The organism is Pseudomonas sp. 5Vm1k, assembly GCF_056161485.1.
On sequence record NZ_JBSPCZ010000008.1, the window covers coordinates 193269 to 205003 of the forward strand.

General features: G+C 57.9%; 12 protein-coding genes. 4 read left to right on the forward strand and 8 right to left on the reverse strand.

Annotated features, from left to right (window positions below; all coding sequences use genetic code 11):
* Positions 1 to 93 precede the first annotated feature (93 nt).
* Together rpsI and rplM are read right to left on the reverse strand one after the other, a co-directional pair.
* On the reverse strand, positions 94 to 486 hold the full coding sequence (gene rpsI, locus ACWIKB_RS17760; protein WP_003216038.1) for a 30S ribosomal protein S9: 393 nt from the start codon (positions 484 to 486) through the stop codon (positions 94 to 96).
* A gap of 14 nt (positions 487 to 500) precedes the next feature.
* Positions 501 to 929: a 50S ribosomal protein L13 gene (gene rplM, locus ACWIKB_RS17765; protein WP_007905295.1), complete on the reverse strand. Its 429-nt coding sequence runs from the start codon at positions 927 to 929 to the stop codon at positions 501 to 503.
* A gap of 245 nt (positions 930 to 1174) precedes the next feature.
* Between rplM and ACWIKB_RS17770 the strand changes: the two genes are divergently transcribed.
* Positions 1175 to 2215, forward strand: coding sequence for an NADP(H)-dependent aldo-keto reductase (locus ACWIKB_RS17770; RefSeq protein ID WP_222588387.1), 1041 nt, complete (start codon positions 1175 to 1177; stop codon positions 2213 to 2215).
* Between the two features lie 103 nt (positions 2216 to 2318).
* Here the strand turns inward: ACWIKB_RS17770 and ACWIKB_RS17775 are convergent, their stop codons facing one another.
* A complete protein-coding gene (locus ACWIKB_RS17775) occupies positions 2319 to 3455 on the reverse strand; it encodes an acyl-CoA dehydrogenase family protein (protein ID WP_475268469.1) in 1137 nt (378 codons plus the stop codon).
* A 244-nt stretch (positions 3456 to 3699) separates the two neighbouring features.
* Here ACWIKB_RS17775 and ACWIKB_RS17780 point away from each other — a divergent pair, with 244 nt between their 5' ends.
* Positions 3700 to 4596: a GlxA family transcriptional regulator gene (locus ACWIKB_RS17780; protein WP_475268628.1), complete on the forward strand. Its 897-nt coding sequence runs from the start codon at positions 3700 to 3702 to the stop codon at positions 4594 to 4596.
* A 201-nt stretch (positions 4597 to 4797) separates the two neighbouring features.
* Here ACWIKB_RS17780 and zapE read toward each other — a convergent pair whose 3' ends face one another.
* The 3 genes from zapE to ACWIKB_RS17795 form a co-directional block, all read right to left on the reverse strand.
* The gene (gene zapE, locus ACWIKB_RS17785) at positions 4798 to 5892 is read right to left on the reverse strand and encodes a cell division protein ZapE (RefSeq protein WP_475268471.1); all 1095 of its coding nucleotides are present in this window, start codon (positions 5890 to 5892) and stop codon (positions 4798 to 4800) included.
* A 91-nt stretch (positions 5893 to 5983) separates the two neighbouring features.
* Positions 5984 to 7339, reverse strand: coding sequence for a tryptophan--tRNA ligase (locus ACWIKB_RS17790; protein WP_475268472.1), 1356 nt, complete (start codon positions 7337 to 7339; stop codon positions 5984 to 5986).
* A gap of 24 nt (positions 7340 to 7363) precedes the next feature.
* Positions 7364 to 7993, reverse strand: coding sequence for an alpha/beta hydrolase (locus ACWIKB_RS17795; protein ID WP_475268474.1), 630 nt, complete (start codon positions 7991 to 7993; stop codon positions 7364 to 7366).
* Between the two features lie 144 nt (positions 7994 to 8137).
* Here ACWIKB_RS17795 and ACWIKB_RS17800 point away from each other — a divergent pair, with 144 nt between their 5' ends.
* Positions 8138 to 8572 carry a Z-ring associated ZapG family protein gene (locus tag ACWIKB_RS17800; protein WP_163912023.1) on the forward strand — a complete coding sequence of 145 codons (435 nt, stop codon included), beginning with the start codon at positions 8138 to 8140 and terminating at the stop codon, positions 8570 to 8572.
* 228 nt (positions 8573 to 8800) lie between these two features.
* On the opposite strand, the gene ACWIKB_RS17805 is transcribed toward ACWIKB_RS17800, so the two are convergent.
* Both ACWIKB_RS17805 and ACWIKB_RS17810 read right to left on the reverse strand, forming a co-directional pair.
* Complete coding sequence (locus ACWIKB_RS17805; protein ID WP_475268477.1) at positions 8801 to 9526, reverse strand: YiaD family glycine zipper/OmpA-like lipoprotein; 726 nt, start codon at positions 9524 to 9526, stop codon at positions 8801 to 8803.
* A 102-nt stretch (positions 9527 to 9628) separates the two neighbouring features.
* A complete protein-coding gene (locus ACWIKB_RS17810; protein ID WP_475268479.1) occupies positions 9629 to 10273 on the reverse strand; it encodes an MBL fold metallo-hydrolase in 645 nt (214 codons plus the stop codon).
* A gap of 211 nt (positions 10274 to 10484) precedes the next feature.
* Between ACWIKB_RS17810 and ACWIKB_RS17815 the strand changes: the two genes are divergently transcribed.
* Positions 10485 to 11735, forward strand: a 1251-nt coding sequence (locus ACWIKB_RS17815) for a M10 family metallopeptidase C-terminal domain-containing protein (protein WP_475268481.1), incomplete at its 3' end; no start/stop codon positions are given.

Below are 11735 nucleotides of genomic sequence, written 5' to 3' on the forward strand. Positions count from 1 at the left end.
GTTGTCACAGCGCAATTCTTTAAGAAATCGCACGCATAAAAAAACGCCCAGCTCCGTGAGGAGACTGGGCGTTCTTTTGAACGTGGAAGCGAATTAACGCTTCGAGTACTGCGGACGCTTACGCGCTTTACGCAGACCAACTTTCTTACGTTCAACTTCACGAGCATCGCGAGTAACGAAGCCAGCTTTGCGCAGAGCGCCACGCAGGGTTTCGTCGTACTGCATCAGAGCGCGAGTGATACCGTGGCGGATTGCGCCAGCTTGACCACTTACACCACCACCGATAACGGTGACGTAGATGTCGAACTTTTCAACTGTCTCGGTCAGTTCCAGCGGCTGACGAACTACCATGCGGGCAGTTTCGCGGCCGAAGAAATTTTCCAGGGTGCGGTTGTTGATCGAGATGTTACCAGTACCCGGACGCAGGAAAACGCGTGCGGTTGCGGTCTTGCGACGGCCAGTGCCGTAATTTTGAGTCGCCGACATAATGAACTATTCCGTTAAAACTTCAGTTCTTGGGGCTGCTGAGCAGTATGAGGGTGTACAGCGCCCGCATAGACTTTCAGCTTACGATACATGTCGCGACCCAGCGGGTTCTTAGGCAGCATGCCTTTGACCGCAGTCTCGATCACGCGCTCAGGGGCTTTAGCGATCAGCTTTTCGAAGTTGATCGACTTGATGCCGCCCGGGAAACCGGAGTGGGAGTAGTAGATCTTGTCGGTGGTTTTAGCACCAGTTACACGAATCTGCTCGGCATTGATAACGACGATGTAGTCGCCGGTGTCAACGTGAGGAGTGTACTCAGCTTTATGCTTGCCACGCAGACGGCTCGCGATTTCGGTGGCCAGACGACCCAGGGTCTGACCTGCAGCGTCGACGACAAACCAGTCGCGCTGTACTGTTTCCGGTTTAGCAGTAAAAGTTTTCATTCTTTATAGCCTCAGGGGCCGCCCTGTAAATTAGACGGCGGATCTTACTGAATAGTGCGTACTTTGACAAGTCAAAGGCAGCCGGATACAGACGCTTTCGGGGGCTCGGGTCGGCGCGTCCGTTCAACGGCAAGATTCTTCGGCGGCGGCGCATCACTTCCACTGCAGAAAGAGGTGCGCAATTATGCAGATTGCGAAAAATATTTCAACCTGCTTTTATGATTGTTTTGCCCAAGGAGCACCCGATGGACTATCGCCAGCTAGGCCGAACCAATCTGAACGTGAGTGCAATCTGTCTCGGAACCATGACCTGGGGCGAGCAAAACAGCGAGGCTGAAGCCTTCGCCCAGATTGAACGGGCCAAAAGCGCCGGGATCAATTTCATCGACACCGCCGAAATGTACCCGGTGCCACCCAAGGCCGAAACCTACGCCACCACCGAGCGCTACATCGGCAATTACTTCAAGAGTCGCGGCGATCGTGCCGACTGGATCCTGGCGAGCAAGATCGCCGGTCCCGGCAACACCATCGATTACATCCGCGACAAAAACCTGCGCCATAACCGCCAGCACATCACCGAAGCCGTGGACGCCAGCCTCAAGCGCTTGCAGACCGACTACATCGATCTCTATCAGTTGCACTGGCCAGAACGCAGCACCAATTTCTTCGGTCAACTGGGCTACAAGCACAAGATCGAAGCCAACCTGACGCCGCTGGAAGACACTCTCGAAGCGCTGGACGAACAGGTCAAGGCCGGCAAGATTCGCCACATCGGCCTGTCCAACGAAACCCCGTGGGGCACCATGCGTTTCCTCGCCCTGGCCGAAGCCCGCGGCTGGCCGCGTGCCGTGTCGATCCAGAACCCCTACAACCTGCTCAACCGCAGCTTTGAAGTCGGCCTGGCGGAAATCGCCATTCGCGAACAATGCGGGCTGCTAGCCTATTCGCCCCTGGCGTTCGGTTTCCTGTCGGGCAAGTACGAAGGTGGCGCGCGTCCGCCAAAGGGTCGCCTGAGCCTCTACAGCCGCTTCAGCCGCTATTTCAACGCGCAGTCGGAAGCCGCCTGCAGCCGTTATGTCGCACTGGCGCGTGAACACGGCCTGGACCCGGCGCAAATGGCGTTGGCATTCGTGACGCAACAACCGTTCGTGACCAGCAACATCATCGGGGCGACGACGCTGGAGCAACTGGACAGCAACATTGCGAGTTTCGAGCTGAAACTTTCCGATGAAGTGTTGGAAGGGATCGAGGCGATTCACAAGGATCACCCGAATCCGGCGCCTTGATTGATTTCTAGATCCATTCGCGAGCAGGCTCGCGCCCACACGGGATCACCCAACCTGTGGGAGCGAGCCAGCTCGCGAAGGCGATCTATTGGTCACCGTCGCATCACAACGACCGCGCAATAATCTCTTTCATGATCTCGTTGGTGCCCGCATAGATCCGCTGCACCCGCGCATCCGCCCACGCCCGGGCCACCGGGTATTCCCACATGAATCCGTAACCGCCATGCAACTGCACGCATTCGTCGAGCACCTTGCATTGCAGGTCAGTGCCCCAGTATTTCGCCATCGCCGCCGTCGGCACGTCGAGCTTGCCTTGCAGGTGCAGCTCCAGGCATTTATCGACGAACACCCGGCCAATCTGAATTTCAGTCGCCATTTCCGCCAACTTGAAGCGGGTGTTCTGGAAATCCGCAATCGCCTTGCCAAACGCCTTGCGCTCTCGGGTGTACTCCAGCGTCCATTGCAACGCCGCTTCGGCCGACGCCAGTCCGCCGACAGCCACGGTGAGACGCTCCTGCGGCAATTCCTGCATCAGGTAAGCGAAGCCCATCCCGGCCTGCCCCAACAGGTTTTCCTTCGGCACGCGTACGTCCTGGAAGAACAATTCCGACGTGTCCTGGGCCTTCATGCCGACTTTTTCCAGGCGCTTGCCTTTGGCGAAGCCTGGCGTATTGGCTTCCACCAGAAACAGGCTCGTGCCCTTGGCGCCGGCCTTCGGATCGGTCTTGGCGACGACGATCACCAGGTCCGCGAGAAAGCCGTTGGTGATGAAGGTTTTCGAACCGTTGATCACGTATTCGTCGCCGTCCAGCACCGCGGTGGTTTTCACCCCTTGCAGGTCGGAACCGGCGCCCGGCTCAGTCATGGCAATCGCCGTGACCATCTCGCCAGATACCAATTTCGGCAAATATTTGTGCTTCAGCGCTTCGCTGCCGTAATGCAGGATGTACGGCGCGACGATGTCCGAATGCAGCGAAAAACCGATCCCGGTCAGGCCGAGACGGCCGACCTCTTCGATCACGACAGTACTGTAGAGAAAGTCCGCCCCGAGCCCGCCGTATTCCTCCGGCAGGTGCGAACAAAGCATCCCCGCCTCCCCTGCCTTGTTCCAGAGTTTGCGGTCGATGTAGCCCTGTTTTTCCCATTGCCCATGGAACGGCACCGCCTCTTTTTCGAGGAACGTTCGCACGCTGTCGCGAAAAAGTTCGTGCTCGGAACTGAACAAGGTTCTGGGAATCATGCGGCACCTGTCGTTATTGTTGGAAGGAGTTGACCTTCAGAGACTAAGCCTCACTTCCGATACAGGACACTGGACACATCAGACAAAAAATAAGACGATCCAGCCGTCTGGTGACCACTTTCCCCTATAAGAATAAAGTTGAATTATGTCTAACCAAGTCTCCACGCCCTTGCGGCGCGTCAGCATCCTGGCTATCGACCGGGTTTTCGCTTCCACCCTCATGCAAGCCAAGGATTTCTTCCACCTGGCCAGCCTGCGCTACGGCAAACAACTGGGCCACGGCCTGACACCGGCGTTCGAAACCCGGCTGGTCAGTCCCGACGGCAAATCGGTGAACAGCTTCAGCGACGTGATCATGCCGGTGGACGGTGGCCTGGAAAACGCTGACATCATCATCCTCCCGGCCTTCTGGGACGATTTCGAAACACTGTGCAAACGTTATCCACAGGTGCTGCCGTGGCTGCGCGAGCAACACGCGCGCGGTGCAGTCCTGTGCGGCGAAGCCACCGGGGTGTTCTGGCTGGCGGAAGCCGGGCTGCTCAATGGCAAAGAAGCGACCACTTACTGGCGCTTCTTCAACGCGTTTGCCGAGCGCTACCCGCAGGTTCAACTCAATCAGGACAAGCACCTGACCGACGCTGACAACCTGTATTGCGCCGGCGGTACGACCTCGGCGTGTGACCTCTACATCTACCTGATAGAGCGCTTCTGCGGCGCCAACGTGGCCCAGGCCGTGGCCCGGGACATTCTCTACGAAGTGCAGCGCAGCTACGCGCCGGGGCGGATCGGCTTCGGTGGCCAGAAGCTGCACCAGGACGTGATCATCCTGCAGATCCAGCACTGGCTCGAAGAACACTTCGCCGACAAGTTTCGCTTCGAAGACGTGGCCCGCGAACACGGCATGAGCATTCGCAACTTCATGCGCCGCTTCCAGACTGCCACCGGCGACAAACCGCTGCATTACCTGCAACGCCTGCGCATCGAGACCGCCAAGGGCTTGCTGTCCGGCAGCCGCAAGAGCATCAAGACCATCAGTTATGAGGTCGGCTACGACGATGCGAGCTTCTTTGCGCGACTGTTCCGCCAGCACACCGAATTGTCGCCGAACCAATATCGGCAGCAGTTTCAGCAGGCTGCGTAGACCGTCAGAACCTCCACAAATCAAAAATGTGGGAGCGGGCTTGCTCGCGAATGCAAACTGACATTCAACATTGATGTCGACTGATATACCGCTTTCGCGAGCAAGCCCGCTCCCACAGGGTTTGAGGCGAGCCATACACAGTGGGATTCAGCATAAAAAAAGGGCCTGCATTTGCAGGCCCTTTTTCATTTCCGAATCGTCTTACGGCTTATGCGCCCGGGACAGGAATTCGTGGGATTGCATTTCCAGCAGACGGCTGAGGGTACGCTGGAACTCGAAGTTCAAGCGACCGCCGGTATAGAGGTCTTTGAGCTCGACTTCGGCAGAAATGATCAGCTTCACGTTACGGTCGTAGAACTCGTCGACCATGTTGATAAAGCGTCGGGCGATGTCGTCGGTGGTGACGCTCATCTGCTCGACACCGCTGAGCAACACGGCGTGGAAGATCTTGCCCAGTTCGATGTAGTCGTTCTGGCTGCGCGGGCCGTCGCACAATTCGCGGAAGTCGAACCAGGCCACGTCATCACAAGTGCGCAAGGCACGGATTTCGCGGTTTTCGATCATCAGCACGTCGTTTTCGGTGGCAGCCGTGCATTCCGGCGTCAGGGCACGGAAGCTTTTGCGCAGGCTTTCGTGGGATGCGTCGTCGAGCGGGAAATGGAACAGTTCGGCTTGTTCAAGGTGACGCAGACGATAATCGACGCCGCTATCGACGTTGACGATGTCGGTGTTCTGCTTGATCAGCGCAATGGCCGGCAGGAAGCGCGCACGTTGCAGGCCGTCCTTGTACAGGCCGTCCGGCACGATGTTCGAAGTCGCGACCAGGGTCACGCCATTCTTGAACAGCTCTTCCATCAACGTGCCGAGGATCATCGCGTCGGTGATATCGGAGACGAAGAATTCATCGAAACAGATCACCCGGGCTTCGTCGGAGAAGCGCTTGGCGATGATGGTCAGCGGGTTTTTCTCGCCACCGAGGGTCTTCATCTCTTCGTGCACGCGCTTCATGAAGCGGTGGAAGTGAGTGCGGACCTTTTCCTTGAACGGCAGGGCCTCGAAGAAAGTGTCGACCAGGTAGGTCTTGCCGCGACCCACGCCGCCCCAGAAGTACAGGCCCTTGACCGGCGCCTGGTCTTTTTTGCCAAACAGTTTGTCGAACAGGCCCGGCTTGCTCTGCGAGGCCGCGACCAGATCGTCGTACAGGCGCTGCAAATGACGCACCGCAGTTTCCTGGGCAGCGTCATGGAAGAATTCCGGGCGTTTCAGATCAGCTTGATATCGTTCTAGGGGCGTCATAATTCGTTAGCAAGGCAACAAAAACGGGCCGTCACTGTAGCGACGGCCCGTGGGAATGGCAATCGGCCCTTGGTCGGGTCGAGCCGCTGATTTATTCCTGAACCGGCGTCAACGCAACGCGCAGGGCGTCGATGGCGACGTCGCGAGCGGCGCTGTCAGCGAAGGTCGGGCTGTCGCCGACGCACTGGCCTTCCAGCCAGACGCTGAAGCTCAGGTCTTCGCTGCGCACGTCCAGAGGCTGGCCCGCTTGCAGTTGCTTGGTCACCTGGCCGGCGGTTTTGCCGTCGGCGAAGTTGCGCGACAGCAGCAGTTGCTCGCCATCGGCCGCCAGCAGACGGAAGCGGAAACTGCCGTCATCTTCGCGGAAGCTGACGAAACGCGCGGCTTTCGCAGCTTTCTTCTTGGTCGTCGCAGCGACTTGGGTCTGGGCGACGAAAGAACGCAGGCCGACCGCTTCGCGCAGTTCGTGAAGGAACGGCGTGGCCACCGAACGGGCTTTTTTCGCGCCGATCTGCAGCATGTCTTCCAGGTCCGCCGGACGTTCGATCAACTGGTGATAGCGCTCACGGGACTCGCCCAGCTCGCTGTCGAGCAATTGGAACAGACGATTCTTCGCCTCGCCCCAGCCCAGACCTTGCAGCAGTTCACTGCGGAATTCGTCGGACTGCGCCGGGGTGGCGAAGGCCTGGAACAAGGTGAACAGGTGCGAATTGTCTGGATCTTTTGCCTCGCCCGGCGCGCGGGAGTCGGTGACGATCCGCGAAATCGCGTCTTTCATTTCCTTGGCGCTGCTGAACAACGGAATGGTGTTGTCGTAGCTCTTCGACATCTTGCGACCGTCGAGGCCTGGCAGCGTGGCGACGCTTTCTTCGATCAATGCTTCCGGCATGGTGAAGAATTCTTTGCCCTGACCGAACAGGTGGTTGAAACGCTGACCGATGTCCCGGGCCATTTCCACGTGCTGGATCTGGTCACGACCGACCGGCACTTTGTGCGCGTTGAACATCAGGATGTCTGCGGCCATCAGCACCGGGTAGCTGTACAAGCCCATGGTGATGCCGGCATCCGGGTCTTCACCGGTTTCAACGTTCTTGTCCACCGAGGCCTTGTAGGCGTGGGCGCGGTTGAGCAAGCCCTTGGCGGCGACGCAGGTCAGCAGCCAGGTCAGCTCAGGGATTTCCGGGATGTCGGACTGGCGATAGAAGGTCACGCGATCTACGTCGAGGCCACCGGCCAGCCAGGTCGCGGCGATTTCCAGACGCGAGCGCTGGATGCGCAGCGGGTCATCGCATTTGATCAGGGCGTGGTAGTCGGCCAGGAAGTAGAACGAATCGGCATTGCTGTCACGGCTGGCCAGGATCGCCGGGCGGATGGCGCCGGCGTAGTTGCCCAGGTGCGGCGTGCCGGTGGTGGTGATGCCGGTGAGGATACGGGTACGAGTCGTCATGGGTAATCGCTTGTCAGACTGCAATCAATTCGAAAGACGCGGCAGGATCAGATCCTTGAGATCGGTCAGCTTGCCATGAAAAAAGTGTCCGCATTCTGCCACTTTCAGCAGCTCATGGGGGCGATCGAGTTTGTCGGACCAGTCGTAGACGAGCTGCGGATCGATGACTTCGTCGGTTTCAGGCTGGATCAGGGTCAGCTCGCCGTGTTGCGGCAGTTGATCCTGATCGCCGAGGCGCATCACCGCGGGCGCGACCATGAACAAATGTTTCAGCTGTTCGCCCTGCGCTTCCAGGCGTCCACCGAGACTGGCGGCGACAAAACCGCCGAAGGAAAAACCGAACAGGGTCAGCGGCAATTCCGGGTGTTTGGCCCGCAGCCATTCGGCGGCTGCCTGTGCGTCATCGACTTCGCCGGTGCCCATATCGTGGCTGCCTTCGCTGGCGCCGACGCCACGGTAATTGAAACGCAAGGTAACCAAACCGGCATCGCGGGCGGTGCGTTGCAAGGTCGACACCACTTTATTGAGCATGGTGCCGCCCTGCACCGGGTTCGGATGGCAAATCAGCGCAATGCCACGCGGCTGCTCGTTATCCAGGTACAAACTTTCCAGTTGACCGACGGGGCCATCAATCACTACAGGGGTTTCGCGCATAAGCAAGGAAGGAACTCCGTGACCTCGAATCGGGTCGACTCGTCTAGCAAATTGTCTGTGCCAATCTATTGCGAGTGAATCGCGGTATACAGCGCAGGTTCGAGCCGTTAACGTAAAGCAAAGCCGTTTATAGAGGAAGGACTCGTGGAACACTCGCTCTTAGTTTGGTTGTTGCCGACTCTTGCCCTGGTTGTGGGTGTCGCCGTTGGATTCCTGATCGCTCGCCTGGTGCCAAATGCCGCTCCTAGCAGCACACAACGTCAGCTTGATGATATTCAGGAACGTTTCGACAGTTATCAGAACGAGGTGGTTACTCACTTCAACAGCACTGCTTCGCTGGTCAAAAAACTGACTGCGAGCTATCAGGAAGTGCAGGATCATCTCGCCGAGGGTGCCAATCGCCTGGCCCTGGACGAGCAGACTCGCCAACGCTTGCTGGCCGCCCTGCACGCCGACGCTACCGTGGCGCCACGGGAGCGCCTGACGCCACCGCGCAATCAGGAGCCGCCTCGCGACTACGCGCCAAAAGCCCCGAACGCGCCGGGCATGCTCGATGAGCATTACGGCCTGAAGAAGTAATCAGGTTTCGCGCTACGCAAAAAGCCCTCGGATGAGTGATTGTCCGAGGGCTTTTTTGTGGCTGATTGTTGGGTTGTCTGCACCGCCCCCTTCGCGAGCAAGCCCGCTCCCACAGGGGATTGCATTCCAAATGTGGGAGCGGGCTTGCTCGCGAAGAGGCCCGAACAAACGACACAAAAAAAACCGCCCGATCGGTTGAGGATCGGGCGGCTCTTTTACAACCGGGCTTTACTGATACTGCTGAACAGGCTGTCCCTGCTGCTGATACTGCTGACCCGGAATCGCCTTCAGGTTGACCTCGACCCGGCGGTTCTGCGCCCGGCCATTGACGTCGCCGTTGCTGGCAATCGGGTTATCCGGCCCGGCACCGCGTGCCGACAGGTTGGTACCGCTGACACCTTGGGACGTCAGGTAAGTCGCCACGCTCTGGGCGCGACGCTGGGACAAGTCCATGTTGTGCTGACGGGCGCCGGTGCTGTCGGTGTAGCCGACGATCTCGATCTGGTTCTGGCTGAACTCCTTGAGCGAGCCCGCCAGGTTGTTCAGTGGCTGATAGAAGCTGGAGGCGATGTTCGCCGAATCGGTGGCGAACGTGATGTTGCCCGGCATGATCAACTTGATCTGATCACCTTGGCGCTGCACTTCAACCCCGGTATTGGCCATGCTGGCCCGCAGTTTTTTCTCTTGCTGGTCGGCGTAGTAGCCGTAACCCGCAGCGGATGCACCCACGACGGCAGCACCAATCAGTGCGCCCTTGCCACGGTTATTGTGATCGATCGCGGCACCGGCCAAAGCACCAGCAAGGGCGCCGAGGCCACCGTACTTGGCGGTTTTGCTCACGCCTTGGGAGCCACCGTCAGCTTGTCCTTGGTTGTCATAAGGATTGGGTGAAGCGCAGCCAGACAACAAGGCCACAGCAGTTGCGACAATAATCAAACGCTGCTTGGTGAACATGAAGAGCTCCTACTTTTTACATTCTGAGGTGCAACGGACCAAGGCATCGGCCTTTGCGGGCGTTGGATCATTTGCGCGAGTAAAAATTCCACTGGTTACAATTCAAGCCCGCACAAAAGGGTTCTCGCGCATTTCATCGCCCAGACGCGTGTCCGGACCATGGCCAGTTACCACGGTGGCTTCCTCGTCGAGGGTATACAGCCGCTGCTTGATCGACCGCACGATGGTCGCCTGATCGCCACCCCACAAATCCGTGCGCCCTACCCCGCGCTTGAACAACGTGTCACCGGCAATCAGCAGCTTAGCCTCTGAAAACCAAAAGCTCATGGAACCTGGCGTATGCCCCGGCGTGTGAATCGCCACGCCGCAGCCGCAGGCCAGTTCTTCATCATCGGCCAGCCAACGATCCGGCGAGGGCACCGGCGTGTAAGGCACGCCGAACATCTGGCATTGCATCTCCAGGTTGTCCCACAGGAATTGATCTTCTTTGTGCAAGTGCAGGGTCGCGCCGGTTTTTTCCTTCAACTGACCGGAAGCCAGGAAGTGATCGAGGTGCGCGTGGGTGTGGATGATGCTGACGACTTTCAGGCCCAACGCGTCGAGACGAGCGAGGATCAGCTCGTGATTGCCTCCTGGGTCGACGACGATGGCTTTTTTGGTGATGGGATCGCCGATGATGGTGCAGTTGCACTGGAGGGGGCCGACGGGGAAGGTTTCGCGGATCAGCACGGAACTGGGAACGGTCATGAAAATGGCTGGCCTGTATTGGATGGAAGGCAGTGAAGATGGCTTCAGGATTCTACGCCACTCGCCGATACAGATCGCCAGGCCAGTTATTTGACGCCACTAATCAGAAAAGTAGTGGCCAGATGATGTCAAACGTATCGTTTCTGGTGCAAAATTGGACTTTTGTAGCGGTCGCATCCAGGAAGGGCCGCAGCGCACTCAGGAAACTCGCATGCCTACGCCCACTACTTATTCTTTTAGCTTTCCTTCTTCACTGACTGGCAACAATGCCGTCGACAGCCTTCTTTCGGGCAGTTATTGGTTAGGTTCCAACTGGTCCCCGTTTGGGTCAACGTACCTCAGTTATAGTTTTATTTCGGAAACCACCTCGTATTTCGCCACCCGATATAGCCCTCACAACGAGTACACCTCGGCGTACGCCCTGACATCCGCCCAGCAAAATGCCGTGGTCAGCGCGCTGAACGGCTGGAGTGCCGTAGCCGATATCAAATTCACACAAACCAGCGACACGATTCTTAACGTCGGCGACTTACGCTTTGGCGGTTACTTGTCGATGGATACGAAAACAGCTGCCTGGGCCTACTTTCCCGACGACAGCCCGGTGGGTGGGGACGTATGGATCGGGCCGTCGACAGACGATGCCAATCCCGTCAAAGGTAGCTTCGACTACCTGACCTTTGTCCATGAAATTGGTCATGCACTCGGTCTGAAGCATCCGTTCTCCGCAAGCGATAAAAATCCGCTGGTGCTTGACCCGGCACAGGACAATGTCTTCTACACCGTCATGAGTTACAACGACGCGTACTCCTATCAGCCCACTACACCGATGTTGCTGGACATACTTGCGATCCAGAGCCTGTATGGCGCCAACAATCTGTGGCAGACCGGAGATAACGTCTATAAATGGGCGCCAGATCAGTCGGTATTCGAGACGATCTGGGACGCGGGTGGTAACGACACGATCGACGGCAGTAATCAGCTTCAGTCGGTTAGCATCAACCTGAACGCAGGTGCCTTCAGCACCATTGGTAAAGCGTTTCTCGATTTGAACAACCTGACCGCTGTCACTTCTGCGTTGACGATTGCTTATGGCGCCCAAATCGAGAATGCCATCGGTTCCGCCTTTGACGATGTTTTGATTGGTAACGCCCTGGCCAACGTTCTGGATGGCAGGGCCGGGGCCGACACCATGTCCGGCGGCGCCGGCAACGACTCTTATGTGGTCGATAACGTGGGCGATACTATCATCGAGCTCGGCACATCTCTGACTGAAATCGATTCGGTGGTCTCCTCTCTGAGTTACTCCTTAGGAAACAATCTTGAGAATCTGACATTGTGGGGCGGCGATAACCTCAACGGTACCGGCAACGCCCTCAACAACACCATTACCGGCAACACCGGCAACAACATCCTCGATGGTGGCGCCGGTATCGATACCCTGATTGGCGGAACCGGCAACGAC